Below are 26,016 nucleotides of genomic sequence, written 5' to 3'. Positions count from 1 at the left end.
GCAACAACGTGTCGCGGGCGATAAGGAACGCTCTACGCGTTAGAAATGAGTTGCGGGCTGTCGCCCGGATGCGTGAAGAGCTTGCCGCCTTCCGCCCAGAGCGTCGCCGCGATACTGATCGCACCGAACACGGCAAAGCCACCGAAGAGCGGCTGGACAGTGCCGTTGAAGAGCTGGCCAACAGTGCCGCCGAGGATCGCGCCGAAGGTCGTGGACACGAAGCCGGTGATGGCGGTTGCTGTGCCAGCGAGGTTACCCATCGGCTCCAGGCTGATCGCTGTGAAGTTGGTCGCGATGACTGCGAACATCATCAGCAGGATCGTAAACAGCGCATAGGCGAAGGCGAAATCGGGCCGTCCGCCCAGCGCTTTGACGTAGCCGATTGCCGAAACAATGGTGAAGACGATCATGGCGACATGCGAGATACGCCGCATGCCGAACTTACGCACGAAGAAGCCGTTGGCGAAGTTTGCGACCGCGATGCCGCCTGCCGTTGCCGCAAAGGCAATCGGCAGCCAATCGCCAAGGCCGTAGACTTCACCGAAAACCTGCTGGACCGAAATGACGTAGGCGCTGATGACAGCTGTGAACATTGTCAGGCCGATCATATAGCCGCACGTGATCTTATTCGTCAGAACGGTCTTGAAGCCATCGAGGACGGAGCCGACCGATAGCGGAATGCGCTCTTCCTTCGGAAGCGATTCCTTCAAGCGCAGTGATGCCCAGACAAACAGGATCCCACCAACGAGACCAAGCAGGATGAAGATCCAGTGCCAGTTGGCATAGGTGATGATCAGCTGACCGACCGAAGGTGCCACGATCGGAACGATCATGAAGACGATCATTACATAGGACATGACACGGGCCATCTCGCGACCACCAAAGCAGTCACGAACGATGGCCATGGTGGTGATGCGAACCGCTGCGCCGCCGAGGCCTTGTATAAAGCGCATGACAAGCAGCATTTCAAAACTGCCCGTGGCTGCCGCGCCGAACATGGCGAGCATGTAAACCGCCAAACCGCCGAGCAAGATGTTGCGGCGGCCGAACGTGTCGGACAGGCTGCCGAAAATGATCTGCGAGACGCCGAAGCCCAGGAAGAAGACGCCGATGACCAGCTGCGCATCGTTGGCGTTGGCGACGCCGAGCGAATGGCCGATTGCGGGCAGGGCCGGCAACATGCTGTCGATCGCCATCGCGACACTGGCGGTCATGATGGCGATGGTGATGACAAATTCGACGAAGCCCATGCCTATTCGGCGGGAGCCTTGATTCTCAACATGAGGTTTATGTGGTGGCGTCATAATGGAAATCCTGAAATACGGGACGGGCGACCCATTCAGACCGCGGGATTATGCGGTTGAAAGAGGCGCCCTTTTTCTGCGATCAAAACGAAGATCAGACCGATGATCGAGACGGTGAAATAGCCTGCGACCATCGGCAGTGCGGTGCCGTTGAAAGCCTGTCCGATGCCGGCGCCGATCAGAGCGCCGCCGACGGTGCTCATGAAGCCCAGCACGGACGAGGCCGTTCCCGCAACATGACCAAGCGGTTCCATGGCAAGCGAATTGAAGTTCGAGCCGATCCAGCCGAACTGGAACATCGCCAGGCCGAAGAAACTGATAAAGAGGAAGAATGGCATCGGGTGCGGCCCGAGGAGGAGCGCTGCGAGCCAAATGGTGTTGACGGCGATGAAGCCGGTCAGTGCACCATGCGACAGGCGCCGCATCCCGAACTTGCCGACGAGCCGCGAGTTGAGGAACGACGACAGCGACATGAAGACGGCGACACCGGCGAAAGCGAGCGGAAAGTAGGCGCCGAGATCATAGATCCCCACGTAGATCTGCTGGGCGGAATTGATAAACCCGAACAGCGATCCGAAGATGAAGGTGGTAGCGATCGTGTAGCAGAGCGCGATGCGGTTCGTGAGAACAAGCTTGAAGCCGCCGATGACGGAGCGCGCCGTGAACGGCCGCACGTTCGAAGGATGCAATGTCTCGGGAAGGCGCATGTAGGCCCAACCCGAAATCAACGCCGCCATCACCGCGATAAACACGAAGATCAGGTGCCAACTGCCGAAAAACATGATGATCTGACCGCTCCCCGGCGCGATGACGGGGACGATCATGAAGACCATCATGATCAGCGACATGACCTCTGCCATCTGGCGACCGCCGTAGACGTCTCGCACGATGGAGATGGTGATGACGCGTGTAGCTGCGGAACCAATACCCTGGATGAAGCGAAGCACGAGGAGGCCGGTGAAAGTCGGCACCAGTGCGATCCCAAGGGCGGAACAGATATAAATCGCAAGACCGATCAAAAGCGGCAGGCGGCGGCCAAAGCGGTCGGAGAGGGGCCCGTAGAACAGTTGCGCCGAACCGAAGCCGAGGAGATACGCAGAAACGACAAACTGACGATGATTTTCACTCTCAACGCCGAGGCTTGCACCGATCTGCTGCAGCGCCGGAAGCATGATGTCGATCGCGAGCGAATTGATCGCCATAAGGAAGGCTGCGAGCGCAATGAACTCCCCTTTGCCCATGGGCAATCGGCCCGCGTGCACGGCTTGTGATGAATCTGTCACAATGAAATTCCCATAAACAGGCCAAGGCGCTGTTCAGCACAGCGCCTCGGACTCAAAATACAGATTTGGAAACCGGGCGAAGCGTCCGGTGACCGGGCAGGTCAGGCGGCGCCGCGAACGGTGACGCCGTGTTCCTGCAGGTGCTGCTGCAACTCACCGGCCTGGAACATTTCCCGGACGATGTCGCAGCCGCCGACGAACTCGCCCTTTACGTAAAGCTGTGGGATCGTCGGCCAGTTGGAATAATCCTTGATGCCCTGGCGGATTTCGGAGTCAGCGAGCACGTTGATGCCCTTGTAATCGACGCCGATGTAATCGAGAATCTGCACGACCTGGCCGGAGAAACCACACTGCGGAAACTGCGGCGTGCCCTTCATGAAGAGGACGACGTCGTTGCTCTTGATCTCGTTGTCGATGAATTCGTTGATACCGCTCATAGGGACCTAATCCTTTCCACAGGCGAGTTAAAGGCCCGCCGTTTCAATCGTTAAGCTTAGATAGCATGTGATCGCCGGAATTCCAGCAGGCGCCGGCAAAAAAAGAGCACCCTATCGGTTTGCGGGAGGCGGATTGTTGCGCTTGCGTTACGCCGGTTGCTGAACCGGCCCGGGAAGGCATTCGGCGCAACCGGTCTCGGGGTAACTTACCCGGATTTCGCCACAATTGTCGCGGAATGCGTCGCAGCAATTTATCGGCCGCGTGCGCGGCAACGAAAGAAAATAATGACATTGATTTCGAAGAGGGTGGTTCTCCATTTTCCGGGGTTCGAGCCACTTGATGGGCGTGCACACAAGGCACGGTACGAACGATCCGCAAAGCAAAGTGCCGCGGTTTGGGACTGTGGAGTTACCATCGGCGAGCCCAAATGCATGCCGGATTCGACAAGTTTCAAGGTGACGTCGATTGCGGATGGTTGGGAAACCAACAGCCATATTCATGTCTTTGATCACAATGCTCTCGTGGAGTGGCTTGGAGCCGGCAGCCGGGCGTGGCAAATTCTCGCGGGCTTTTGGGCCGCTCTGCAGGTAATCGGTTACGGCGGGATGGCCGGCTATTTCAAGTATGCATGGCGATTTGGACTGTTCTTCATCTTCCCGTTTCTGATGATGATCCTCGGCTTCTCGCTCAGCGCAACGATCGCTGTCATCCCGGTTGGAATGGAATTGCCGGCCCCTCATCTCTTCTGGAGCGTGGGGTTGGCGTCGTGCTTCTTCATCTTCGCGTTCCTGCCCGTTGCCGAGCGCTTCTACACATTGCATCTCTTCGCGGACTGGCGCATGGCGGTAGCGCTCGCTCGCATGAGCCATGCGGAATTCAATGAATGGCTCGATCGCTGTGCTGTGGCAGCGCGTGCCGCTTTGTCGGAATCGGCGGATGAATACGTGATCTCGTCTCACAGCATGGGTTCGAGCGTTGCCGCGCATGTGATCGGGCGCCTTCTCGAGGAACAACCAGATGTCTTCCGCGATAAGAGAGTAGTGTTCGCAACGCTCGGGTCGGCGCTTCTGCAATGCGCGCTATTGCGCCCGGCGAAATTGTTGCGGTCACGAGTGGGCTTGATCGCCCGCTGCGAGAACATCCATTGGCTCGACGTCCAGTGCCTGACGGATGCAATTCACTTCTACAAGGTGCCGGTCGTGGCCGTTTGCGGACATGGCGATCTACGCCCTGCCAAGATGGTGTTCATCCGCGTCAAGCAAATGCTGACGGTCGAACATTACCGCAAGATCAAAAAGGACTTTCTGCGCGTGCACCGACAGTATGTCCTGGGGTCGGATCTGCGGGCGCCGTTTGATTTCACGCTGCTGACGGCCGGCCCACGCTCGGCACTCGTGCTTGCCGAGGCCGGCTACAGCAAAATGCCCGGCTTCTAACCGGGCATTTTGCGTTCGATATCAATCGGGTGCCGATGTCTGCAGGGCCAGGGCGTGCAATATGCCGCCCATGTTACCCTTAAGAGCCTCGTAGACCATCTGGTGCTGCTGCACGCGGCTCTTTCCGCGAAATGCTTCGGCGACGACCTCGGCAGCATAATGGTCGCCGTCACCAGCGAGATCTCGGATGGTCACCCTGGCGCCGGGGATGCCGGCTTTGATCATGTCTTCGATATCACCGGGTTTCATAGGCATGATCGTTACTCCTTGCGCATTATTCCGTGGCAGCGAGTGTGCCATGGCCTTCCATGTAATCAGGGAACCATGATTCATGGGCGTCGCGCAATTGCTGAATCGGCAGCGTCAGCAGATCGTCGACCACGAGCTTGTCGCCTTCAACCGTGCCGAGGCGGCGGAACGGGACACCCGCACCTTCGGCATTTGCGCAGACGAAGCTCGCAACGTCCGCCGGCACCGTCAGGACATAGCGGGCCTGATCCTCGCCGAACAGCAACGCGTGTGGTGCACCCCTGCATTCATTGAGGCTAATCTTGAGGCCCTTGCCTGACGCCATCGCCATTTCGGCGAGAGCAAGGACGAGGCCGCCGGAAGAGATGTCGTGGCAGGCGGTTGCCTGGCCATTACGGATGACCGAGCGTACGAAGTCGCCATTGCGGCGCTCCGCAAAGAGATCGACCTCAGGGGCCGGGCCTTCAATGGTGCCAACGATATCCCGCAGATAGGCCGACGAGCCGAGATGGCTGCCGTCCGTACCGATCATGATGACCTTGTCGCCATTGGAGGCGCTGCCGATACGCGCCATCTTCTTCCAGTCAGGCAGAAGACCGACGCCGGCGATCGTCGGGGTCGGCAGGATCGCAACGCCATTGGTTTCGTTATAGAGCGAGACGTTACCCGACACGATCGGGAAATCGAGGACGCGGCAGGCTTCGCCGATGCCTTTTACTGCCAGGACGAACTGCCCCATGATTTCCGGCTTTTCAGGATTGCCGAAGTTCAGGTTGTCGGTGGCCGCCAACGGCTCTGCCCCTGTGGCGGTGATATTACGCCAGCACTCTGCGACTGCCTGTTTGCCGCCTTCAAAAGGATCGGCCTCGACATAGCGCGGTGTGACGTCAGAGGAGAACGCGAGGGCTTTGGTCGGATGGTTCTCGACGCGAACGACGCCGGCATCGCCACCCGGAAGTTGGAGCGAATTGCCCTGGATCAGGGTGTCGTACTGTTCGTAGACCCAGCGGCGGCTTGATTGATTCGGAGAACCGACAAGCTGCAACAGCGCCTGACCGTAGTCTGCCGGTTCGGCCACGAGATTTGCGGGCAGGGGCGCGCGTTTATCCGACTCGCGCCACGGACGATCATATTCAGGCGCCTGGTCGCCGAGATCCTTGATCGGCAGGTTTGCAACTTCCTCGCCCTGATGAACCACGCGGAAACGAAGGTCGTCGGTCGTCTTGCCGACGATCGCGAAATCGAGGCCCCACTTGACGAAGATCGCCTTCGCGACGGCTTCCTTTTCCGGTTCCAGAACCATGAGCATGCGCTCCTGGCTTTCCGACAGCATCATTTCATAGGCCGTCATCTGCTCTTCACGCACCGGCACGGTATCGAGATCAAGGAGAATACCCAGATCGCCCTTGGCGCCCATTTCGACGGCCGAGCAGGTGAGGCCCGCAGCACCCATGTCCTGGATGGCAATAACGGCGCCGGTCTGCATCAGTTCGAGGCAGGCTTCCAGCAGGCACTTTTCGGTAAAGGGGTCACCGACCTGGACGGTCGGGCGCTTTTCGTCGATCGACTCGTCGAATTCGGCCGAAGCCATTGTCGCCCCGCCGACGCCATCGCGGCCCGTCTTTGCGCCGAGATAGACGACCGGCAGGCCGACGCCCTTGGCTTCTGACAAGAAGATCGCGTTCGACTTTGCGAGGCCAGCCGCGAAGGCGTTGACCAGGATGTTGCCATTGTAGCGGGCGTCGAATTCGACTTCGCCGCCGACCGTGGGCACACCGAAGGAATTACCATAACCGCCGACACCCGAGACGACACCGGAGACGAGGTGACGAGTCTTCGGATGGTCCGGCTCGCCGAAGCGCAGCGCATTCATTGCAGCGATCGGGCGTGCACCCATGGTGAAGACGTCGCGCAGAATGCCGCCGACGCCGGTTGCCGCGCCCTGATACGGCTCAATGTAGGAGGGGTGGTTGTGGCTCTCCATCTTGAAGACAACGCAGTCGCCATCATCGATATCGACCACACCGGCATTCTCGCCGGGCCCCTGGATGACGCGCGGGCCTTTGGTCGGCAGGGTACGCAACCACTTCTTGGAGGATTTATAAGAGCAGTGCTCGTTCCACATCGCCGAAAAGATGCCGAGCTCCGTGAAGGTCGGTTCGCGGCCGATCAGGTCCAATATCCGCTGATACTCGTCTGGCTTCAGGCCATGGGCGGCAATCAGTTCGGAGGTGATCGGGCGGGTATTGGAAATGGTCATGAGCTCTCGGAAGTCCCTGCCGTTGCGCGATTGCGGTGTCTTTAGCCTAACTGGATGGAACGCGCGACAGGAAAATGCCCGCTGTTAACAGACAGCGGGCACCGAATGGTAACTACCATGGTAGCTTAGAACTTGTAGCCGACCTGAATACCGGCGCGCGTCATGCCGTTGGAAATTCGATCGCCATTCAGATTCCCTCATCCGACTCGCGTCAGGGTCCGTCTGAATTCGTAGCATCGATCGGGGCTTGATAAAGCGAGTTTGAGAGGGGCTTGGGCCTTTTACTTCGGATGTGCGGCTAATCTAGCGCAGTCTCAGATCTCACCGTCATAACCCGCGCCGCCGCTTTCTAGCAGGCGTCGCAATGTCGTGAGGCCCGCAACCAAATCGTCGCGGTTTCGGGGCGAGGAGAAGCCTACTCGAACGCGATGATAGACTTTCTCGGCTCGCGCAGCCTTGAATTCGTCCTCGTCGTCGATCAGCACTCCCTCTCCGTAAGCAGCGTTCTTGAACGTTCCCGACAGCCAGGGATCCGGCAGCTTCAGCCACAGGAAGGGGACATGCGGATGCGATACGAAGTCGTATCCTTGCAACTGCTCCCGTGCGAGACGCTCACGGACGGCGAGTTCCACCGTGCTGGCCTTACGGATTTCGTGCGCCTGACCGCTCTCGACGAGACGCGCGCAAGCCTCGGCCAGAATGAATGGTAGTCCGCCGGTGATCATCTTGTGTGTCACCTTGATCCGCTGAGCAAAATGCGGCGGGCAGGCGACCCAGCCGCCCCGCACGCCGGCAGCCACCGATTTCGAAAGGCCACTGATCAGGAACGTGCGATCGGGTGCGAGCGACGCAAGCAAGGGGTTTTCGTCGCCAGTCATACCACCGTAGAGATCGTCTTCGATTAGCCAGACACCGTGGCGGCGCGCTATCTCGGCGACGCGTGCCCGGCGCTCGTGCGGCATCGTCGCCAGGGTGGGATTGTGCGCGGTCGGCATGAGGAATGCGAGCTTTGGGTGCTGCTGAAGGCACAGGCGCTCGAAGTCATCAGGAATCACGCCATTTTCGTCGGACTCGACGGTGATCGTACGGCGGCCGAGAATACGTGCGCTGCGGCTCACCTGCGTATAGCTCAACTCTTCGAAGACGATCTTGTCACCGGGCGACGACACCGCTGAGATGACGGCGACAGCAGCCGCGTGGGCTCCAAGGGTAGGGACGATGTTTTCCGTTTCCGGCATCCAATCGTTTCTGGCGAGCCAACGCCGGCCGGCCGCGTACCAGTTCTTGGGAAACACACGCGAATAGGACGAAATCTCGGAGAGCTGCTCCTCGCCGATCGCGGCAAGAACACTGCCGATAATCTTGCCCTGGCCAAGATCCGGCGCAGCCGTGGTGTCGAACCGTATCTTACCGGCGGGCGCATCGATCGGGCGTGTTCCGCCGAGCGCAACCGTCAGCGGGTCCGGTTGATTCCCGGGTGCTGTCTCGGCGCGATCGAGCACGTAAGTGCCGCGGCCGACTTCTCCGGCGACGAGGCCGCGCTCGTGCACGAGCGCATAGGCTCGGCCGATTGTCCCAATTGTTACGCCGATATCATAGGCGAGGTTTCGTTGCGGCGGCAATTTGCTGCCAGCTGCCAAGGTGCCACTGGCTATGGCTGATTCAATGCTGTCCGCGATCCGGAGGTAAACCGGGCCTGAGCCGCGCGAAACATCTGGGAGCCAATTTGTCATCATGACAATTATCTATATTGTCACCCTCCATACGTCAACATTATCTCCACGACAGATACAATTCATTTGGAGAATGATATGTCTGTCGTTCCAGAAAGCGAGACCCGGATTGCATCTCTACCTTCCGGGGTGCAATCGATTCAATACCGTGTTTCGCGAGAGTTGCCTTTTGGCCGGGCAGTGCTTCAATCCACATGGCGATGGCTCTTATATCGACATGAGAAACGGCAAAGCCGTAGGGCTCTGCTCGATCTGACGGATGACGCGCTGTTAGATATTGGCGTCACGCGTGCGGACGCGCGTAAGGAAGCCGGCAAGTCGTTCTTTTGGGACTGATCAGCCGCAGGCCTTGTTGCCCGAGGCCCAGCGGGTGACATCGTTGACAATGCGCGGTCCGGTGGCGCTTTGCATCATCGGACCAAAGGCGTCGAGCTTTGAGGGATTGCCTTCCGCTTGAACGACGAGCAACGGGCGGCTCTCGGGGCTTCCCTTGTGCACGACGAGAATGCGAGGGCGACCGGAAAAGGAATTCAATTCCGGCGCCAGCCTGTATGCGGCGAAGGCCGCGTCGCCGGATTTGAACCAGCAGGAGTTCGCCCCAAGAGCAACGCGCTCCATGGTAGACAGCGCGCTGCGGTCAGGACCCTTCGCCGGCGTATTCGATTGGCAGGACGCAACCAGCGCCGCGGTTGCGGCAATCGCGAAAACACGTGTCGTCGTAAGGCGAGGGCGCATCAACTTGCTCCAATGGATCGGATGAATGGCCTCTTACGTGCCGAAGGTTAAGCAGCGATTACCTCGAGAGCAGAAGCGAACAGGCCACGGCCGTCGGAACCGCCATGTGCTGCTTCGATGAGGTTTTCCGGGTGCGGCATCATGCCGAGGATGTTGCCTTTGTCGTTCATAACAGCGGCAATATCGTTGAGGGAGCCGTTCGGATTGGTGCCTTCCGCATAGCGGAAAACGACCTGGCCGCTGCCTTCGATCGTTGCCAGGGTCTCGGCATCGGCGAAGTAGTTGCCGTCGTGATGGGCGACTGGGCTACGAATGATCTGGCCCTTGGAATAGGCGCGGGTGAAATCGGTGTCTGCGTTGACAACTTCGAGCTTGATCTCACGGCAGACGAACTTGAGGGAGGCATTACGCATCAGCGCGCCGGGAAGCAGACCGGCCTCGAGAAGGATCTGGAAGCCGTTGCAGACTCCGAGAACCTTGACGCCCTTGTTTGCCTTTTCGATGATTGCCTGCATGACCGGCATGCGCGCAGCGATGGCACCGCAACGGAGGTAGTCGCCATAGGAAAAGCCGCCGGGGATGACGATGAGGTCGACGTCTGGAATGTCCGTCTCCGTTTGCCAGATGGTCACCGGCGCGTGACCGGAGATTTTCGTCAGTGCAGCGATCATGTCGCGATCGCGATTGAGACCCGGAAGTTGAACGACGGCTGATTTCATGAGTGCGACTAAAACCTTGTTTGTGCTTCTGCAAGTTCTCGAAGGACGAGACGCTTTTCAATTCGCTCCAGCCGGCCTTCATGCCGGCCGAGGACGCCGTAAATACTATGTATTTCCTGCTGCATCGAGGTCATCGTGTCGCGCATGCAGTGCATTTCGCTCCGGATTTCGTCGAGTGATGCATCCAGCGTATCGATGTGCTCGTGCATTTTCGTCAACAACTCAAGCACGAGCTCTTGCGTCAATTCAGCCATCGAGTGCGCTCCACGACTAGGTTAGTCGACGGAAATATTATAGTTCTCGATCACCGTATTTGCGAGGAGTTTTTCACACATTGCCTTGAGGTCACTCTCCGCTTTCGCCTTGTCAGCGCCTTCGAGTTCGACGTCAAAAACCTTGCCCTGACGAACATGGCCCACACCATCGAAGCCGAGTGCGCCAAGGGCGCCCTCGATTGCCTTGCCCTGCGGATCGAGAACGCCGTTCTTCAGCGTGACGGTTACACGAGCCTTGATCACTTTATCGTCCCTGTCTTTGCTTAGCCTGAAAGTCTTACTTCACGAGCACCGGACCGGTGCCGCGCACAGGTTCGTTCTCGTTGATGATGCCGAGGCGGCGCGCAACTTCCGAATAGGCTTCGAGAAGTCCACCCATGTCGCGGCGGAAGCGGTCCTTGTCCATCTTTTCGCGGGTATCGATATCCCAAAGACGGCAGGAATCCGGCGAGATCTCGTCGGCCAGGATAATGCGCATCATGTCGCCTTCATACAGGCGGCCGCATTCGATCTTGAAATCGACAAGCTGGATGCCGACGCCGAGAAAGAGACCGGTCATGAAGTCGTTGACGCGGATGGCGAGCGCCATAATGTCATCGAGCTCGGCGGGGTTGGCCCAGCCAAATGCCGTAATGTGCTCTTCGGAGACCATTGGATCGTCGAGCGCGTCGGACTTGTAGTAAAACTCGATGATCGAGCGCGGCAGCACTACGCCTTCTTCGATGCCGAGGCGCTTCGACAGCGAGCCCGCGGCAACGTTGCGGACGACGATCTCAAGCGGGATCATTTCCACTTCGCGGATCAACTGCTCGCGCATGTTGAGACGGCGAATAAAGTGCGTCGGAATCCCGATCTTGTTCAGATGGCTGAAGATGTATTCCGAAATGCGGTTGTTCAGGACGCCCTTGCCATCGATGACTTCGTGCTTTTTCTTGTTGAAGGCGGTGGCATCGTCTTTGAAGAACTGGATCAGCGTGCCCGGCTCCGGGCCCTCATACAGAATCTTTGCCTTGCCCTCGTAAATACGGCGGCGACGGTTCATTGCAATTGTTCTCTATCGTTGGCGCTCTTGGGATAGCGCGAGTGGATCGATCTCGTGGCGTCCCCTTAAAGGAAAAGCGAGGGTTTCACAATCCGCCTGTCACTCCTTCCCCGGAATCCGGATTGCCGGAGTGCCGCTAAGAGAATCGAAGACTTTCTGCGAAGGAGTTTACAGGTTTTTTGCGATCAACGGAATGTGAGCCGCCCCCATCGAGGCAGTCATGCAGACCTTTATCTTTGGCCGGAGCCGTTGACCGACTTGCGCAGATCCTGCTGGAGGCCCCTGGCAGGGCCTTCCACGCCCCGCCAGGACGCTGCTCGTACGAAAGGAGCTATCTGCATCGCGGGCATGGGACGGGCCAGCGCATAGCCCTGAAGCATATCGCAGCCGAGGTCGTAGAGAATGCGGACGTGATCCATCGTCTCGACGCCCTCGGCCGTGACCAGAATGTTCAGCGAGCGGCCGATATCGATGATCGAACGGACCAGTTTTCGCTGCTCTGCCGAATGCGGCAGCATGCGGATCAGTTCGCGGTCGATCTTCAAGGTCTTGGGGCTCAGCTTCAAAAGGCTGACGATCGACGCGTGGCCCGTGCCGAAGTCATCGATCTCGATATCGATGCCGAGCCGGCGCAGGTGCCGGAGGTTGGCGATCACAGCATCGTCGCAGTCGTCCAGCGAGATCGATTCCAGCAGTTCAAATGAAATCGTCCGAGGTTCGATCTTCAGGCCACGAAGCTTCTTCGCGAGGTTCGGATCTGCGAGACGACGTGACGAGACGTTGACTGCGATCTTGGGGATGCGGAGGCCTTCATCCGTCCATCGCTTGCGATCAGCCAGCGCCTGCTCGAGGATAAGGCCGTCGATCGTCGAGACAACATCCAGATCCTCGGCGATCGCGAGGAAGCGATCGGGCGCCAGCAAACCATGTTCCCGATGCTGCCAGCGCGCCAGGGTCTCGACGCCAGCAACTTCTAGCGTTCGGGCATGGAACTGCAACTGGTAAAACGGAACAAACTCGCCGCGTTCGAGGCCCAACAGGATTTCATCAGCCAAGCGCTTGCTGGCGATGATGCGCCGCCGCTCATCGGTCGAGAAGAATTCGTGCCGGTTGCGGCCGCCACTCTTGGCGCGGTAGAGGGCAATATCTGCATTCAGCAGAAGCTGCTTGGCGTCGAGTGTCGGGCCGCTATCCGTCGCAATGCCGATGCTTGCGCCGAAACGGCAATCGTGACCCTCGTAACGTATAGGCTTGCAGAGTTCGCGAATGATGCGCTCAGCGAGATTGGAGATTTTCTTTGGGGTGACGTCCAGCGTGCATAGGACGACGAATTCGTCGCCGCCAATACGAGCGACGAAATCGGTGGAACGGACATTTCTCTTCAATACCTGCGCGGCATGCTTCAACATCGCATCGCCGGCGCGGTGGCCAAGCGTATCGTTGATCTGCTTGAAGCGATCGAGATCGATGTGGAGGATTGCGAGCGTCAGCCCCGTGCGGCGACATTCGGTCGAACGTTCGTCCAGCATCCGGTCCAGATATCGGCGATTGGGTAGCTCGGTGAGATAGTCATGCAGAGCCAGATGCTCGATGTTCTCCTTGGCGCTTTCGAGTTCCTTGTTGCGGGCTTCCGCGAGATCCTTGGCGCGCTGCAACTCGTTATTGAGCCGAACTTCGGCAGTGACATCCCAATTCGCACCGATCAGCTTGCGACGTCCGTCGCTGTCAAGAAAGAAAGCAGCCTTTGCGCGAATGACGCGCTCGATACCGTCCTGCCTGATGATGCGGAACTCGTGCTCGAAATCCGTGTTGTTGGCGACGCTGTCATTGATCGTTGCCAGCACGCGCTCACTGTCGTCGGGATGCAGCGAAGCCTCCCAGGCGTTGCCGGTGTTCGCCGGTGACGTGTCTGCAATGCCGTAGATCGCCAGAAGGCGGTCGTCCCAATCGACTGTGCCGTTTTCGATGTCCGCCTCGAAGACGCCGATGTTGGAGATATCGAGGGCGAGATCGAGGCGCCGCGACACGTGCGCGAGCCGCTCTTCCGCCTCCTTGCGCTCGGTGATGTCCGTATCGGTGCCGACGAGCCGGGCAGGGGCACCGGTTTCGTCCCATTCGACACAGGCGCCACGGCATTCAATCCAGATCCAATGGCCGTCTCTATGCCTCTCGCGATACTCGAAAATCTGATAATCCGGGTCGCCGGCATTCTGACGATCGATAGCCTTTACGACGAATTCCCGATCGTCCGGGTGGATGAGCTCGATCCACGCATCATAGTCGCCGTCGGCTTCCTCATCGGGCGCCATGCCGCGCATGACTTTCCACGTGTCGGAATAATAGCGCTTGCCAAGACGAAGATTGTGATCCCAGACGCCGAGGCCCGATCCCACAAGAGCGTAGTTCCAGCGGCTCTCGCGCTCCGAGAGTTCAGCACCATTCTGCGGCGCCATGCTGCCGTCAAACGCTGCAGCTTTGACCTTGGCTTTAGATTTGGCCCGTTTATCGGGAGTTGCTTGCTTCAAACTGCATACTCGCTCTTTTAGCGTGTATATATTTTGCATTTATTGAATTAAACAGCCCTTAATGTCGCCAAAATAATAATAATGTGAAAACAAAGGCTTAGCCGCACCTTCATCGCGCGACTACTGGGACGCGGCTAATTTTTCCAAAGTCTGCCTACACTTGCACGGCGGCACCCTATATCGCCCGGATCGGGGGGGGAGGAAGTGACATGTCTCCAGAATGGCCGATGTTCATACTGCAATGCATCGTTCTCGTGGGCCTGGCGGGCGTTCTCTTCATTCGCGGCGAGGGCGATTAGCCGACAATCAGCCGCCATGGTGCTTGTTTCCGCGACGCGTCTCCTCGCGCCGCTGCCGATCTCATTGATGCTACCCCGGCAGGGCGGCTAGGCTATGGCTTCAAGCGGCTGAGAAACTGCGCAAACACCATGGTGCCTTCCGGCCAAGGGCCGTGGCCGGACTCGCTGTTGATGTGGCCGGCTTCCCCGGCGTCGATGAGGAGTGATCCCCAGCTTGCAGCGATATCATCAGCATGCTCGTAACTGCCGAAGGGATCGTTGCGACTGGCGATCGTAAGAGTGGGAAACGGAAGGGGATCGCGCGGGTACGGGCCGAACGTCATCAGATGCTTTGGCCGTATGGCCGGATTCGCGACGTCGGGCGGTGCGACGAAAAATGCCCCGGCAACCTTGTTGCGAAAATGCGGAATGGCATGGATAGCCGACGGGATGCCGAGCGAATGCGCCACGAGAACCACCGGCTGCGTCGCGGCATTGACTTCTTCGGCGATGCGGCGAACCCAATCGTCGCGGACCGGCTTCGACCATTCCGCCTGTTCGACGCGGCGAGCCGTACTGAGCTTGGCCTCCCAGCGGCTTTGCCAGTGGTCGGGACCGGAGTTCGTGTAACCGGGGATGATGAGAATTTCGGCGTCTGAAGCTTTCATGATCGCCGGATTTGAGAAAGCTTGGCTGCGATGTCAAGGGAGGGTGGGACAAGGCCGCCGAAATTTGTTATGTTTTTCGGCAGTGCCGGTTGCGTCTCGTATCGGCGTCGTCGCCGATCCTTTCGCTGCCGGCCATCTTGGCTGAGGAGGAGAAAGCCATGACGGCATTCCATGTTATGTCGGGTGCGAGCGATGTCTACACACGCCCGGTCGTCAACAAGATCAGCGTTGCAGATGTCTTCGATGCGCTACGGCGCGGGCTCGATGATTTTCGAGAAAAACCATCCCACTATGTCTTTCTATGCCTGATGTATCCTATCGCCGGGATTTTTCTTGCGCTCGCAACCTCGAGTGCCAACCTCCTGCCGATGATTTTTCCGCTTATCTCGGGTTTCGCGCTGATCGGTCCGATTGCCGCGATTGGCCTCTATGAGATCAGCCGCAGGCGTGAAGCCGGTATGGACACCTCCTGGACGCATGCGATCGAAGTAACGAGATCGCCGGCGTTCCCATCGATCATTGCCGGCGGATTGCTGCTGTTCGGCTTCTTCATTGTCTGGCTGGTCGCCGCGCAGACACTTTATGCCAACGTCTTCGGCGACGTCTTCCCTCGCTCGGTCTCGTTGTTCTTCTCGGAGATCTTCGACACCCCTGAGGGATTGCAGCTAATCATGTGGGGACATGTTCTCGGTCTCGGCTTTGCCATCGTCGTTCTCGCCACGACCGTCGTGACCTTCCCCTTGTTGCTGGATCGAGACGTCGGGCTCGTCTGCGCGATGGAAACTTCCGTCAGGGCGACTGTCGCCAATCCGATCCCTGTGTTGAGCTGGGGCCTGATCATCGCTGTTTCGCTCATTGTCGGTACGATCCCGTTGTTCGTTGGGCTGGCGCTGGCGATGCCAATCCTCGGTCACGCCAGCTGGCATCTTTACAGGAAGCTTGTCGCGCCACCGGTGGTCTGAAAACCAAAAGACCGGGAACTGCTAGCCTCCCTTGGAGTTTCGCTGAGGCGGATACCGAGGGAGGTTAGATATGGCTACACCGCAACATCTGTTTACCCGCTTTGCCAGCAAGACGTCCGAATGGGCAGGCCGGCCGGCAACGTTCGTGCTTGCCGTCGTGCTGGTCGCAGCCTGGGCAGGGACCGGCCCAGTTTTCGGGTTCTCCGAGACTTGGCAGCTTGTCATCAATACCGGCACGACCATCATCACGTTCCTGATGGTCTTTGTACTGCAGAATGCCCAGACACGGGACGCTCGGGCTGTACAGGCCAAACTCGACGAAATCATTCTCACCAGTCACGCGGAAAACCGCTTCATCGGCATCGAGCATCTTGACGAAGAGGACCTGCAACATCTCGATCGCCTCGTCGCCAAGGCGGCGAAAGGCGCTCGCAACGAACGGTCAGCAAGATCGTCGAATACCGAGACTGACACTGACGAGGCGAGCGACGACAGCGCATCGACAAAGTCTACAAGAGCGAAACGAAAAACGGCGCCTGCGAAGGCGCCGACTCATTGATCCAACTCAGGCGGCGCCGAAGACGCGCCGGAAGATCGTATCCACATGTTTTGTGTGGTAGCCGAGGTCGAACTTTTCTCGGATTTCTTCCTCGGACAACGCAGCCCGGACCTCTGCATCGGCCAGTAGCTCCTCGAGGAAGTCCTTGCCTTCCTCCCAAACCTTCATCGCGTTGCGCTGAACGAGTCGGTAGGCATCTTCACGCGACACGCCCGCCTGCGTCAGCGCCAGAAGCACGCGCTGGGAATGCACGAGGCCGCGGAACTTGTCGAGATTCTTCATCATGTTGTCAGGATAGACGACGAGCTTCTCGATGACACCCGCCAGCCGGTTCAGGGCGAAGTCGAGCGTGATCGTCGTGTCGGGCCCAATGGCGCGCTCGACGCTGGAATGGCTGATATCGCGCTCGTGCCAGAGGGCAACGTTTTCCATGGCCGGAACAACCGACATCCGGACCAGCCGCGCCAGACCTGTGAGGTTTTCGGTCAATACCGGATTACGCTTGTGCGGCATCGCGGAAGAGCCTTTCTGGCCAGGCGAGAAGTATTCCTCAGCCTCCAGAACTTCCGTGCGCTGCATGTGACGGATCTCGATCGCGACGTTTTCTATGGAGGACGCGATCACGCCGAGCGTAGCGAAGAACATCGCGTGCCGATCGCGCGGAATGACCTGTGTCGAAACGGGTTCTGGAAGCAGGCCGAGCTTGGCGCAAACGTGTTCCTCGACCCGCGGGTCGATATTGGCGAAGGTGCCGACTGCGCCAGAAACCGCGCCGGTGGCGATTTCGGCACGCGCGGCCACGAGACGCGCGCGGTTGCGGCTCATCTCGGCGTAGAAGCGCGCCAGGGTCAGCCCCATGGTCGTTGGCTCGGCATGAATGCCGTGGCTGCGCCCGATGCGGATGGTGTCCTTGTGTTCAAACGCACGTGCCTTCAATGCCGCAAGCACCCGGTCCATGTCGGCGAGCAGGATGTCAGCCGCGCGCACGAGCTGGATATTCAGCGTGGTGTCGAGAACATCCGAAGAGGTCATCCCCTGATGGACGAAGCGGGCATCAGGGCCGACGATTTCAGAAAGGTGCGTCAGGAAGGCGATGACGTCGTGCTTGGTGACGGCTTCGATTTCATCGATGCGCGCAACATCGAACGTGGCGGCACCACCGCGTTCCCATATCGTCTTGGCGGCGGATTTCGGAATGACGCCCAGTTCGGCGAGCGCATCGCAGGCGTGAGCCTCGATCTCGAACCAGATGCGAAATTTGGTCTCAGGCGACCAGATGGCGACCATCTCAGGTCGGGAGTAGCGCGGGATCATGGCTTCCTGCTTTCGTTCATAAAGGGAATGCTGGCGCCCCTGTAGCAAAGACAGGCGGCAATCTCAACGCATCCGTTTTGCAAGCGCAAAGCTGGTGCCGAAAAGGCAGACAAGGCCGAGCGGAAGAAACAGCCGCAGCCCCAGCACCGCGAACTGATAGACGGCGCTGGCGCCGGTAAAGGCGAATTGAAATACCCATGTCAGAGATCCGAATGGCGCATGCCATGCGGAGTAGAAGACACGGTAGTCCATGGCAAAGAGAAAGGCTGTCATCAGAATGGTGCCGGCGGCCAGTGCTACGAAGAATGCGGCAAAGCGTGTCTCCAGGGATCGTCGATGCGCAAAGAAGCGCGCCAGAGGCAACACGAATGGCCATGCCAGCAAACCGCCCGCAAAGTAGAGTATTGCGAGGTCGCGGACATGCGCCGTCTCCATCCCGTTCCTGAGATAGAGGGCGGCCATTGCCGATATCAGCATCTGCGTGCCCCAGAGGGGAGCGCCGACAAAGAGCTCGGGGAAAGATGGGCGAGCCGCCTTCAGCCGCTCGGAGATCAAAGACGGCCTGCTTTCGTCACGACTTCGATTTGCCTTCCGCGGCAGCCCGCAGCGCACTGATCGCTGCCTTGTAGGACTCCACCGAGCCTCCCTTGAAAATCGCCGACCCTGCCACGAGAACGTTGCCGCCGGCCTTGCCGATGACCGGCGCGGTTTCTACCGTCACGCCACCATCCACCTCAAGATCGATCGGCCTATCACCGATCAGTGACCGTGCGGCGGCAATCTTGTCGGCCATGGCAGGAATGAATTTCTGCCCACCGAAACCGGGGTTGACGGACATGATGAGGATCAGGTCAACGTCATCGAGTACGTTCTCGATCGCCGAAAGTGGCGTCGCTGGATTGATCGTCACGCCGACTTTCTTGCCGAGCCCTCGGATAGTCTGAAGCGAGCGGTGGAGATGTGGACCGGCTTCGGCGTGGACGGTGATGCGGTCGCAGCCAGCCTTTGCGAATGCCTCGAGATACGGATCGACCGGCGCGATCATCAAATGGCAATCGAATACGGCATCCGTGTAGGAGCGCAACGACTTGATCACGTCGGGGCCGAAAGAGATGTTCGGGACAAAGTGACCGTCCATAACGTCGAGGTGGATCCAGTCGGCTCCAGCCGCGGTTACATCGCGTACTTCCTGGCCGAGCTTGGCGAAGTCGGCAGCAAGGACCGATGGCGCGATCCGAATGGGCGTGGTCATTGTAATCTCTCCCTAAAACTCATGCCGAAGCGCACGACGCTACTCGATCGGTGTACTTGCCGGGACGAACGAACCGGCCTGCCACTGCAGCAGGCGGTATGGGTTGTCGGCCAGTTCGTGGCCGGCATTGAAAGCAATTTTCCCGATGACAGTTTCGAAGGCTGTTCCGCCAATGTGCTGGGCGATCGGCCTGTCATCCGCGCCAGCATCGCTGGCCGCCTTCGTCGCGATTTCCACGGCCGCATAGGCAGGCAGCACATAGCCTTCAGGCTCGACACCGCGCGCTCGGAACGAGTCGACCACAGCCTTTGCCTCCGGGCGCGCCGCGTAGTCGGGCAGGGCGACGGCGAGAACGCCATCCGCCAGCGCGAGCGGCTGGTCGGCAGCCTGCATTGCGTCACCACCCAGAATATCGAGGTGGATTTTCTCGGCCGCAGCATCCCGTGCGATGACCGCAACGTCGCTACGGTCTCCACCGACGAAGACCTTAGTCGCCCCGGCCTTCCGAAGCCGTCGCACGAGCGCGACCTGTTGCTCCTGGCCGGGTCGATATGTGTCGGTAAAGACCGGCTTGAGACCCTTTTCCTCGAGCGCATTGCGGATCGCTTCCGTCAGTTCGCGACCATGGATAGTTCCATCCTCGATCAGCGCGATCGGCGCGGCGGCCCACTCGCGCAGGATTACGTCGATGATCTTTTCTGCCTCGGCTCCATCGGCAGGCGCAAGCCGGTAGAGTGGCCAGCCGTTCTTCAGCGCATCTTCCATAAGGATGCGCGAACGCACAGAGACGGTGATCGCCGGGATATTTGCGTCCTTCAGCTTCGGCAGCGCGCCTTCAAGAGTCTCGCTGCAGAGAAAGCCCACGGCAACCTGAACCTTGGCATTGATCAGGGCATCGGCGATCGCTGCACCGCTGTTTTCCGCGCACGTCTCATCGATCGTGACGATCGTGTCGCCGTCCTGCTGGACCTTGGCACTCGCACCGGCGATGATCTGAGCACCAATTGGCGCGAGATTGCCATTCTGCGGCGCTACGATACCAACGATTAGGCCGGCAGCATGGCATTCTCCGGCCGCAAGGAGCAGCATCGGCAGAAGTGCTAGGCCACGCAAAGTATTCATTAAAGATGCCGGTTCCTGTCGTTTGTCTGCTCTTTTATCCGTCCGGCATCGATCGTCAAAGAAAAACGCACAATGAGGAAGCTTTTCGCCCGGCTTTTGTAGAAAACGTAAGAGATCACCTTCATATTAAAGGAAACGACAACCCGGCAATGCCGGATGGAGAATGCATTTGTTGAACAAACAACCGATCGATCCGCGCCTCTACCGGGATGCGATGAGCCGCTTTGGGGGCCATGTGCAACTCGTGACGACGGCAATCGGCGAGGAGCGCCGCGGCGTGACGATCACCGCCGCTTGCTCCGTATCGGATGACCCTGCGACCGTTCTGGTATGCTTGAACAACAGCAATCCGAAGAATGACATTTTCTTCCGGAGCGGCATCTTTGCGTTGAATACGCTGGCGGCGCACCATCAGGCGCTTGCTGATGCCTTTTCCGGCCGCGCCCAACTGACAAACGACCAACGGTTCCAGACGGGCGCCTTCGACAGGCTCGTGACCGGGGCGCCCGTTCTTCGCGATGCGCTTGCCTCCTTCGATTGCCGTGTAAGCGAGATCAAGGAAATGTCGACGCACCACATCATTTTCGGTGAGGTCGTAGCCGTCCGCTACAACGAGGCGAAGCCTGCGCTTGTCTATATGAACCGCGACTATCACACGCTATAACTTCCCGAAATGGGAGGAAACATGTCGGATCAAGCTCATCCGCCGCTGCCGTCGTCGATCGACGAAACGATCGCGATGCTGGGCAATCAGAATTATCTGGCGGGGCGGGCCCTCGGTACGGTCCTTTTCCTGGCCCTGAAAATGAAGCGCCCCCTGTTCCTGGAGGGCGAGGCGGGCGTTGGAAAGACGGAGATCGCCAAGGTCCTGTCGAAGGCCTTGGGACGACCGCTGATCCGCCTGCAGTGCTACGAGGGGCTGGATATCGCCTCAGCCGTCTATGAGTGGAACTATCCGGCGCAGATGCTGGAAATCCGTCTCGCTGAAGCGTCCGGGCTTACCGACAGAAACAGGATCGAATCGGATATCTTTTCCGAGCGTTACCTGATCCGCCGGCCCGTGCTGCAGGCTCTATCCAGCGCGAATGGTCGGGCACCGGTATTCCTCATCGATGAACTCGACCGGACCGATGAGGCCTTCGAGGCCTTTCTGCTAGAGGTTCTTTCCGACTTTCAGGTTACGATCCCTGAGCTTGGCACGATCCGGGCGACCGAACCGCCGATTGTCATCATCACCACGAACCGGACGCGCGAGGTCCACGACGCCCTGAAGAGGCGCTGCCTGTATCATTGGGTTGATTATCCCGATGCTCCGCAGGAACTCGAGATCATTCGCCGGAAGGTGCCGGGCTGCAATGCCGCCCTGTCCGCCCAGATCGTCGCCTATGTGCAGCGGCTTCGGACGCTGGATCTCTTCAAGAATCCGGGGGTTGCCGAGACGATCGATTGGGCGACAGCGCTAACCGAACTCGATCGCCTGGCGCTCGATCCGGAAACGATCTCCGACACCATCGGGACGCTATTGAAGTATCAGGATGATATCGCTCGAATCCAAGGCAGCGACGGTGCGCGGGTGCTCGAAGACATCAAAAGCGAACTGCAGGCGGCTGGGTAACAAATGGATCCGAGAAGCGGGCAGGATGAGATCGTCGCTCCGCCTCCTCCGGTAGGCGGTCGATTCGCCGACAACATCGTTTTCTTTGCTAGAGCGCTCCGCAAGGCCGGCCTGAAGATCGGACCGGCGGCGATCGTCGATGCGATCGAGGCTGTCGAGGTGATCGGCATGGGATCGCGGGAGGAATTTCACGCCGCACTTTCTGCCGTTTTCGTCAAGCGCCACGAAGACAAACCGGTCTTCGACGAGGCGTTCCGCCTCTTCTGGCACTCGCGCGATCTCGTCGCAAAGATGATCGCGATGATGTCGCCCCGTGCGCCGGATACCCGTGACCGTGAAAAGGCGAAACCCGGCGCGAGCCGCGCTGCGGACGCGCTCCTTGGGAACCGAGAGAATGAGAAGCCGCCACGCGATGAACCTGACATCGAGATCGATGCGCGCTTCACCATGTCGGGCAACGAGGTCTTCCGACGTATGGACTTTGCCCAGATGTCCGCGATGGAGATTGCCGCTGCCAAGAAGGCGCTCGGGAAACTGCAGTTACCCCTGGACACGGTACGGACTAGGCGCTTCCGACCGTCGCATGTTCATTCGCGCGTCGATCCCCGCGGGACGATGCGGGCTGCCCTGCGCAGCGGAGCAGGGCTGATTTTGCCGCGCTATCGAGAGATTCGGGAGGTGCAGCCACCGTTGGTGGTTCTCGCCGATATTTCCGGCTCCATGAGCCAGTACACCCGCATTTTTTTGCACTTTCTGCACGTGCTGACGGAGAAGCGCAGGCGGGTTCATACCTTTCTATTCGGCACGCGGCTCACGAACGTCACCCGCCAGATGCGACACAAGGATCCTGACGAGGCGATGGACGAATGCGCCGCCGCCGTCAAGGATTGGTCCGGAGGAACGCGGATCGGCGAAACGCTGCAGGAATTCAATCGGCTGTGGGCTCGGCGCGTGCTCGGGCAGGGCGCTGTCGTTCTTTTGATCACGGACGGCCTGGAACGCGAAGGAACCGATTTGCTCTCGGCTGAGATGGATCGCCTGCACCGTTCCTGCCGGCGATTGATCTGGCTCAATCCTCTGTTGCGTTTCGACGGCTTCGAGCCAAGGGCGCGCGGCGTGCGCGCAATGCTGCCGCATGTTGACGAATTCCGACCGGTCCACAATCTATCATCATTGAACGATCTCGCAGCAGCACTCGGTGCAACCAGGTCGACAACATACGATCCGCGCCGGTACCTCGGAACATTGAAAGGCATCGCATGACGGGGACATCATTTGACCTTGATCCGTTGATGATGGCGGAAGCTTGGAGGAAAGCGGGGCGAGATGTCGCGGTAGCGACGGTAATCGAGACGTGGGGATCGGCCCCGCGGCCCGCCGGCAGCCATTTGGTGGTCGACCGCGACGGCAATTTCGAAGGGTCTGTTTCAGGAGGATGTGTCGAAGGCGCTGTCATCGCTGAGGCCCTGGACGTTATTGCCGAGGGCAAGGCGAAGATGCTCGAGTTCGGCGTCGCTGACGAGACCGCGTGGCGCGTCGGCCTTTCCTGTGGCGGCCGGATCCGGGTCTACGTCGAAAGGCTCGATTGATGGATGCCACAAATCTTGGACAGCTCAACGATGCGCGCCGGGCGCGCCGGGCCGCCATCCTGCTCACCGACCTCGAGACCGGCGACGATAGCGTCGTCCTCGAGGGGGATTCCGTCTCCCCTTCCTTTGGACTGGCCATCGAGGCTGCTTTTCGTTCGGGAAGGTCGACGTCGATCGAGGCCGATGGCCGCCGCTACTTTCTAAACGTGCATCTGCCACCGGCGCATATCGTCGTTATCGGCGCGGTACACATCAGCCAGATTCTGGCACAGATGGCATCTCTCGCCGGCTTCGATGTCCGGATTATCGATCCACGAACGGCTTTCGCCACGCCCGAACGGTTCCTCGGCATCGATTTGACCGCTGATTGGCCGGTGGACGCGCTCAAGGAGCGTCCGCTGGATGCCTATACGGCGCTTGTTGCCGTCACGCATGACCCGAAGATCGATGATTTTCCGATCACCGAGGCGTTGCGAATTGGCTGTTTCTACGTCGGTGCGCTCGGCAGTCGCAAGACGCACGCGGCTCGCCTGGGAAGACTGCGTGCCGAGGGCGTGGACGAGGCTGCACTTGCCAGGATCAGCGGACCCATTGGGCTCAATATCGGTGCAGCGAGCCCGGCGGAAATTGCGGTCGCCATTCTCGCCGAGATCGTCCATACGCTGCGGACCCGCGAAATATCACCTACCGGTGATAACAAATGAAATTCGGATCGTTTTCCATCGACGTTGCCGAAGGCGTGATTCTCGCCCATGCGGTGAAGCTTGCAGGCGGCAACCTGCCCAAGGGGCACAAGATCGAATCTGCCGACATTGAGCGGCTGATCGGCGAGGGTATCGAGCATGTGATCGCGGCACGCATCGAGCCCGGCGACATCGGTGAGGATGAGGCGGCAGGGCGACTTGCGGGAGCCGTCGCTCCTGATCACCTGCGCTTCTCGGAAGCGTCCACCGGGCGCGTGAATGTGTACTCGACCGTGGACGGCCTGTTCGTCGCGAACCGAAGCACCGTTGATCGGCTGAACAGGATCGATCCCGCCATCACGCTTGCCTGCCTGAATGACCACGTACCCGTCCGCAACGGGGACATGGTCGCAACGTTCAAGATCATTCCGCTCGCTGTTTCGGGCGCTAAGCTTGACATGGCCTGCGAAGTGCTGCGGGCCACATCCGCTTTCGAGGTCAAGCCCTTTGCCAGCCGATCGGTGTCATTGATCGCAACGGTACTGCCTTCGCTCAAGCCCACGGTGATGGACAAGACTGCGCGCGTGCTTTCTCGCCGGCTTACCGCATCCGGAAGTCAGCTTGTCAGAGAGGCACGGGTTGCGCACGATGTGGAGCCGGTCGCCGAGGCACTTCGGACAGCATCACGCTTGCCCGACGCCGCGGCGAAACTAATCATTCTTTTCGGTGCGTCTGCGGTCATTGATGATGAAGACGTGATTCCCGAAGCGATTCGACGGGCGGGAGGTGAGGTGGTGCAGGTTGGCATGCCTGTCGATCCAGGCAACTTGCTCGTGCTCGGACGTATAGGCGATGTGCCGGTGATCGGCGCGCCAGGTTGTGCACGCAGCCCCAAAGAGAATGGCTTTGACTGGGTGCTCGATCGGATCCTCGCGGGTGAGAAGCCGAGTGCGCTCGATATCAGCGGCATGGGCGTAGGAGGTCTCCTGATGGAAATCCAAGCACGGCCACGCCTGCGTGAAGCGGAAGCGCAAACGGCCCCGGCCGGCGAGGTCGTGATCGTGGTTCTCGCTGCTGGCAAGGCCAGCCGGATGGGCGAGGGCGGGCCGCACAAGTTGCTCGCTGAGTTTGATGGGGTGCCGCTCATTCGGAGATCCGTCATGACGGCGATCGGCAGTCAGGCATCGTCTGTCGTCGTAGTGACCGGCCACCGGAAGGACGCTCTGGAAGCGGCTGTATCCGGATTGAACATCACGACTGTTCACAATCCGGACTACGCCTCCGGTATGGCCTCGTCGCTCGCGACCGGATTTTCCGTCGAACAAGCGCGGAGCGCGGATGGTATCTTGGTCATGCTCGCTGATATGCCGGGTGTTTCCACTGGTGATCTCGATGCGCTAATCGGAGCATTCCGGCAATCGAGCGGCCAATCGATTATCCGGGCCGTGTCGGGCGGCAAGCGCGGCAATCCGGTGGTTCTGCCCAAATCGCTGTTCGATGCCGTCCTGAGGCTGGAAGGTGACGTTGGGGCCTGGCACATCATCGAAACCTCGGGAGTGCCTGTGGTCGATGTCGACATAGGGGACGCGGCGCATCTGGACGTGGATACGCCAGAGGCCGTGATCTCCGCCGGCGGAATTTTGAAGGGTTGAGGAATGGATTCGGCGGCGATCGAAGAGATGTTTCAAGGGCTTGGCCCCGTTACCATCAAGCGGATGTTCGGTGGCAAGGGCATCTATCATATGGGCCGGATCGTTGCGGTCGAGGTGCGCGGAGAAATGCTGCTCAAGGCCGACGAGCGGAGTGCTTCCGAGTTCGCGGCAGCGGGAGCCACGCAATGGGCCTATGAAGGGAAGAAGGGAAGCCCTGTGAAAATGCCATATTGGTCGATCCCGGACGATGCCTATGATGACCCTGATCTCATGGCGCGATGGGTACGGCTTGCCTATGAAGCGGCGCTCCGTGCGGAATAAGT

Annotated in this window: 28 protein-coding genes; 11 read left to right on the top strand and 17 right to left on the bottom strand. The window is 59.3% G+C overall.

Features of this window, described 5'->3' with window-relative positions:
- Window positions 1-32: 32 nt before the first annotated feature.
- The 3 genes from FHT97_RS12845 to grxD all read right to left on the bottom strand — a co-directional run bounded on the left by FHT97_RS12845 (window position 33) and on the right by grxD (window position 3,024).
- Window positions 33-1,304 (bottom strand): multidrug effflux MFS transporter, encoded by a 1,272-nt coding sequence (locus tag FHT97_RS12845; RefSeq protein ID WP_183862621.1) that lies wholly within the window; start codon window positions 1,302-1,304, stop codon window positions 33-35.
- 35 nt (window positions 1,305-1,339) lie between these two features.
- Entirely contained in the window at window positions 1,340-2,545 is a 1,206-nt protein-coding gene (locus FHT97_RS12840; protein WP_183757512.1) for a multidrug effflux MFS transporter, read from the bottom strand.
- 143 nt (window positions 2,546-2,688) lie between these two features.
- On the bottom strand, window positions 2,689-3,024 hold the full coding sequence (gene grxD / locus FHT97_RS12835) for a Grx4 family monothiol glutaredoxin (RefSeq protein ID WP_016554134.1): 336 nt from the start codon (window positions 3,022-3,024) through the stop codon (window positions 2,689-2,691).
- Between the two features lie 285 nt (window positions 3,025-3,309).
- Here grxD and FHT97_RS12830 point away from each other — a divergent pair, with 285 nt between their 5' ends.
- Window positions 3,310-4,461: a hypothetical protein gene (locus FHT97_RS12830; RefSeq protein WP_183862619.1), complete on the top strand. Its 1,152-nt coding sequence runs from the start codon at window positions 3,310-3,312 to the stop codon at window positions 4,459-4,461.
- 21 nt (window positions 4,462-4,482) lie between these two features.
- Here FHT97_RS12830 and FHT97_RS12825 read toward each other — a convergent pair whose 3' ends face one another.
- The 3 genes from FHT97_RS12825 to FHT97_RS12815 all read right to left on the bottom strand — a co-directional run bounded on the left by FHT97_RS12825 (window position 4,483) and on the right by FHT97_RS12815 (window position 8,703).
- Complete coding sequence (locus FHT97_RS12825) at window positions 4,483-4,716, bottom strand: BolA family transcriptional regulator (RefSeq protein ID WP_183757455.1); 234 nt, start codon at window positions 4,714-4,716, stop codon at window positions 4,483-4,485.
- 19 nt (window positions 4,717-4,735) lie between these two features.
- On the bottom strand, window positions 4,736-6,970 hold the full coding sequence (purL, locus tag FHT97_RS12820) for a phosphoribosylformylglycinamidine synthase subunit PurL (protein WP_183862617.1): 2,235 nt from the start codon (window positions 6,968-6,970) through the stop codon (window positions 4,736-4,738).
- Window positions 6,971-7,284: 314 nt separating this feature from the next.
- Window positions 7,285-8,703, bottom strand: coding sequence for a PLP-dependent aminotransferase family protein (locus FHT97_RS12815; protein WP_016554130.1), 1,419 nt, complete (start codon window positions 8,701-8,703; stop codon window positions 7,285-7,287).
- Window positions 8,704-8,781: 78 nt separating this feature from the next.
- Here FHT97_RS12815 and FHT97_RS12810 point away from each other — a divergent pair, with 78 nt between their 5' ends.
- A complete protein-coding gene (locus tag FHT97_RS12810; RefSeq protein WP_183862615.1) occupies window positions 8,782-9,039 on the top strand; it encodes a DUF1127 domain-containing protein in 258 nt (85 codons plus the stop codon).
- On the opposite strand, the gene FHT97_RS12805 is transcribed toward FHT97_RS12810, so the two are convergent.
- The 7 genes from FHT97_RS12805 to FHT97_RS12775 all read right to left on the bottom strand — a co-directional run bounded on the left by FHT97_RS12805 (window position 9,040) and on the right by FHT97_RS12775 (window position 14,945).
- Complete coding sequence (locus tag FHT97_RS12805; RefSeq protein ID WP_183757452.1) at window positions 9,040-9,438, bottom strand: hypothetical protein; 399 nt, start codon at window positions 9,436-9,438, stop codon at window positions 9,040-9,042. It abuts the gene before it with no gap.
- A gap of 47 nt (window positions 9,439-9,485) precedes the next feature.
- Entirely contained in the window at window positions 9,486-10,157 is a 672-nt protein-coding gene (gene purQ, locus FHT97_RS12800) for a phosphoribosylformylglycinamidine synthase subunit PurQ (RefSeq protein ID WP_183862613.1), read from the bottom strand.
- An 8-nt stretch (window positions 10,158-10,165) separates the two neighbouring features.
- The gene (locus FHT97_RS12795; RefSeq protein ID WP_183757450.1) at window positions 10,166-10,411 is read right to left on the bottom strand and encodes a hypothetical protein; all 246 of its coding nucleotides are present in this window, start codon (window positions 10,409-10,411) and stop codon (window positions 10,166-10,168) included.
- A 21-nt stretch (window positions 10,412-10,432) separates the two neighbouring features.
- Window positions 10,433-10,675: a phosphoribosylformylglycinamidine synthase subunit PurS gene (purS, locus tag FHT97_RS12790; protein WP_007789552.1), complete on the bottom strand. Its 243-nt coding sequence runs from the start codon at window positions 10,673-10,675 to the stop codon at window positions 10,433-10,435.
- Window positions 10,676-10,709: 34 nt separating this feature from the next.
- Window positions 10,710-11,474, bottom strand: coding sequence for a phosphoribosylaminoimidazolesuccinocarboxamide synthase (gene purC / locus FHT97_RS12785; protein ID WP_007532892.1), 765 nt, complete (start codon window positions 11,472-11,474; stop codon window positions 10,710-10,712).
- A gap of 230 nt (window positions 11,475-11,704) precedes the next feature.
- On the bottom strand, window positions 11,705-13,999 hold the full coding sequence (locus tag FHT97_RS12780; RefSeq protein ID WP_183862611.1) for an EAL domain-containing protein: 2,295 nt from the start codon (window positions 13,997-13,999) through the stop codon (window positions 11,705-11,707).
- A 391-nt stretch (window positions 14,000-14,390) separates the two neighbouring features.
- Window positions 14,391-14,945, bottom strand: coding sequence for an alpha/beta hydrolase (locus FHT97_RS12775; protein WP_183757448.1), 555 nt, complete (start codon window positions 14,943-14,945; stop codon window positions 14,391-14,393).
- Between the two features lie 158 nt (window positions 14,946-15,103).
- Between FHT97_RS12775 and FHT97_RS12770 the strand changes: the two genes are divergently transcribed.
- Together FHT97_RS12770 and FHT97_RS12765 are read left to right on the top strand one after the other, a co-directional pair.
- Window positions 15,104-15,907 (top strand): DUF2189 domain-containing protein, encoded by an 804-nt coding sequence (locus FHT97_RS12770; protein ID WP_183862609.1) that lies wholly within the window; start codon window positions 15,104-15,106, stop codon window positions 15,905-15,907.
- 70 nt (window positions 15,908-15,977) lie between these two features.
- Window positions 15,978-16,466 carry a low affinity iron permease family protein gene (locus FHT97_RS12765; protein WP_183862607.1) on the top strand — a complete coding sequence of 163 codons (489 nt, stop codon included), beginning with the start codon at window positions 15,978-15,980 and terminating at the stop codon, window positions 16,464-16,466.
- A gap of 6 nt (window positions 16,467-16,472) precedes the next feature.
- Here the strand turns inward: FHT97_RS12765 and purB are convergent, their stop codons facing one another.
- From purB to FHT97_RS12745, 4 genes are all read right to left on the bottom strand, one after another.
- Window positions 16,473-17,780 (bottom strand): adenylosuccinate lyase, encoded by a 1,308-nt coding sequence (gene purB / locus FHT97_RS12760; RefSeq protein ID WP_183862605.1) that lies wholly within the window; start codon window positions 17,778-17,780, stop codon window positions 16,473-16,475.
- 63 nt (window positions 17,781-17,843) lie between these two features.
- Complete coding sequence (locus FHT97_RS12755) at window positions 17,844-18,335, bottom strand: hypothetical protein (RefSeq protein WP_183862603.1); 492 nt, start codon at window positions 18,333-18,335, stop codon at window positions 17,844-17,846.
- 16 nt (window positions 18,336-18,351) lie between these two features.
- Window positions 18,352-19,032 (bottom strand): ribulose-phosphate 3-epimerase, encoded by a 681-nt coding sequence (gene rpe, locus FHT97_RS12750; RefSeq protein ID WP_183862601.1) that lies wholly within the window; start codon window positions 19,030-19,032, stop codon window positions 18,352-18,354.
- Between the two features lie 39 nt (window positions 19,033-19,071).
- A complete protein-coding gene (locus tag FHT97_RS12745; protein ID WP_183862599.1) occupies window positions 19,072-20,154 on the bottom strand; it encodes a branched-chain amino acid ABC transporter substrate-binding protein in 1,083 nt (360 codons plus the stop codon).
- 169 nt (window positions 20,155-20,323) lie between these two features.
- Between FHT97_RS12745 and FHT97_RS12740 the strand changes: the two genes are divergently transcribed.
- Genes FHT97_RS12740 through FHT97_RS12710 form a run of 7 tightly spaced genes read left to right on the top strand, consistent with a single transcriptional unit; the run spans window position 20,324 to window position 26,014 of the window.
- The gene (locus FHT97_RS12740; RefSeq protein WP_183862597.1) at window positions 20,324-20,818 is read left to right on the top strand and encodes a flavin reductase; all 495 of its coding nucleotides are present in this window, start codon (window positions 20,324-20,326) and stop codon (window positions 20,816-20,818) included.
- A gap of 21 nt (window positions 20,819-20,839) precedes the next feature.
- Window positions 20,840-21,769, top strand: a complete 930-nt coding sequence (locus FHT97_RS12735) for a MoxR family ATPase (RefSeq protein ID WP_183862595.1) — start codon at window positions 20,840-20,842, stop codon at window positions 21,767-21,769.
- A gap of 3 nt (window positions 21,770-21,772) precedes the next feature.
- Window positions 21,773-23,032 (top strand): VWA domain-containing protein, encoded by a 1,260-nt coding sequence (locus FHT97_RS12730; protein WP_183862593.1) that lies wholly within the window; start codon window positions 21,773-21,775, stop codon window positions 23,030-23,032.
- The gene (locus FHT97_RS12725) at window positions 23,029-23,358 is read left to right on the top strand and encodes an XdhC family protein (RefSeq protein WP_183862591.1); all 330 of its coding nucleotides are present in this window, start codon (window positions 23,029-23,031) and stop codon (window positions 23,356-23,358) included. The genes FHT97_RS12730 and FHT97_RS12725 overlap by 4 nt, the downstream gene beginning before the upstream one ends.
- Entirely contained in the window at window positions 23,358-24,062 is a 705-nt protein-coding gene (locus tag FHT97_RS12720) for an XdhC family protein (RefSeq protein WP_183862589.1), read from the top strand. The genes FHT97_RS12725 and FHT97_RS12720 overlap by 1 nt, the downstream gene beginning before the upstream one ends.
- The gene (locus FHT97_RS12715) at window positions 24,059-25,693 is read left to right on the top strand and encodes a molybdopterin-binding/glycosyltransferase family 2 protein (RefSeq protein ID WP_183862588.1); all 1,635 of its coding nucleotides are present in this window, start codon (window positions 24,059-24,061) and stop codon (window positions 25,691-25,693) included. The genes FHT97_RS12720 and FHT97_RS12715 overlap by 4 nt, the downstream gene beginning before the upstream one ends.
- A 3-nt stretch (window positions 25,694-25,696) precedes the next feature.
- Window positions 25,697-26,014: a TfoX/Sxy family protein gene (locus tag FHT97_RS12710; RefSeq protein ID WP_016554111.1), complete on the top strand. Its 318-nt coding sequence runs from the start codon at window positions 25,697-25,699 to the stop codon at window positions 26,012-26,014.
- Window positions 26,015-26,016 lie beyond the last annotated feature (2 nt).

Source organism: Rhizobium sp. BK399 (assembly GCF_014194695.1).
Taxonomy (GTDB): domain Bacteria; phylum Pseudomonadota; class Alphaproteobacteria; order Rhizobiales; family Rhizobiaceae; genus Rhizobium.
The sequence above is the reverse complement of the archived record's forward strand: the minus strand, read 5'-3'. Positions and strand labels throughout refer to the sequence as shown.

Bases quoted from the DNA above. Each gene is read 5' to 3' on its own strand.
- FHT97_RS12715 (WP_183862588.1), top strand. From the start codon at position 24,059: ATGAAATTCGGATCGTTTTCCATCGACGTTGCCGAAGGCGTGATTCTC.
- purB (WP_183862605.1), bottom strand. From the start codon at position 17,780: ATGATCCCGCGCTACTCCCGACCTGAGATGGTCGCCATCTGGTCGCCT.
- FHT97_RS12730 (WP_183862593.1), top strand. From the start codon at position 21,773: ATGGATCCGAGAAGCGGGCAGGATGAGATCGTCGCTCCGCCTCCTCCG.
- FHT97_RS12840 (WP_183757512.1), bottom strand. From the start codon at position 2,545: ATGGGCAAAGGGGAGTTCATTGCGCTCGCAGCCTTCCTTATGGCGATC.
- purC (WP_007532892.1), bottom strand. From the start codon at position 11,474: ATGAACCGTCGCCGCCGTATTTACGAGGGCAAGGCAAAGATTCTGTAT.
- FHT97_RS12770 (WP_183862609.1), top strand. From the start codon at position 15,104: ATGACGGCATTCCATGTTATGTCGGGTGCGAGCGATGTCTACACACGC.
- grxD (WP_016554134.1), bottom strand. From the start codon at position 3,024: ATGAGCGGTATCAACGAATTCATCGACAACGAGATCAAGAGCAACGAC.
- FHT97_RS12735 (WP_183862595.1), top strand. From the start codon at position 20,840: ATGTCGGATCAAGCTCATCCGCCGCTGCCGTCGTCGATCGACGAAACG.
- FHT97_RS12725 (WP_183862591.1), top strand. From the start codon at position 23,029: ATGACGGGGACATCATTTGACCTTGATCCGTTGATGATGGCGGAAGCT.
- FHT97_RS12765 (WP_183862607.1), top strand. From the start codon at position 15,978: ATGGCTACACCGCAACATCTGTTTACCCGCTTTGCCAGCAAGACGTCC.
- purQ (WP_183862613.1), bottom strand. From the start codon at position 10,157: ATGAAATCAGCCGTCGTTCAACTTCCGGGTCTCAATCGCGATCGCGAC.
- purL (WP_183862617.1), bottom strand. From the start codon at position 6,970: ATGACCATTTCCAATACCCGCCCGATCACCTCCGAACTGATTGCCGCC.
- FHT97_RS12745 (WP_183862599.1), bottom strand. From the start codon at position 20,154: ATGAATACTTTGCGTGGCCTAGCACTTCTGCCGATGCTGCTCCTTGCG.
- FHT97_RS12775 (WP_183757448.1), bottom strand. From the start codon at position 14,945: ATGAAAGCTTCAGACGCCGAAATTCTCATCATCCCCGGTTACACGAAC.
- FHT97_RS12795 (WP_183757450.1), bottom strand. From the start codon at position 10,411: ATGGCTGAATTGACGCAAGAGCTCGTGCTTGAGTTGTTGACGAAAATG.
- FHT97_RS12825 (WP_183757455.1), bottom strand. From the start codon at position 4,716: ATGCCTATGAAACCCGGTGATATCGAAGACATGATCAAAGCCGGCATC.
- FHT97_RS12815 (WP_016554130.1), bottom strand. From the start codon at position 8,703: ATGACAAATTGGCTCCCAGATGTTTCGCGCGGCTCAGGCCCGGTTTAC.
- FHT97_RS12720 (WP_183862589.1), top strand. From the start codon at position 23,358: ATGGATGCCACAAATCTTGGACAGCTCAACGATGCGCGCCGGGCGCGC.
- FHT97_RS12710 (WP_016554111.1), top strand. From the start codon at position 25,697: ATGGATTCGGCGGCGATCGAAGAGATGTTTCAAGGGCTTGGCCCCGTT.
- FHT97_RS12830 (WP_183862619.1), top strand. From the start codon at position 3,310: ATGACATTGATTTCGAAGAGGGTGGTTCTCCATTTTCCGGGGTTCGAG.
- FHT97_RS12845 (WP_183862621.1), bottom strand. From the start codon at position 1,304: ATGACGCCACCACATAAACCTCATGTTGAGAATCAAGGCTCCCGCCGA.
- FHT97_RS12805 (WP_183757452.1), bottom strand. From the start codon at position 9,438: ATGCGCCCTCGCCTTACGACGACACGTGTTTTCGCGATTGCCGCAACC.
- FHT97_RS12810 (WP_183862615.1), top strand. From the start codon at position 8,782: ATGTCTGTCGTTCCAGAAAGCGAGACCCGGATTGCATCTCTACCTTCC.
- rpe (WP_183862601.1), bottom strand. From the start codon at position 19,032: ATGACCACGCCCATTCGGATCGCGCCATCGGTCCTTGCTGCCGACTTC.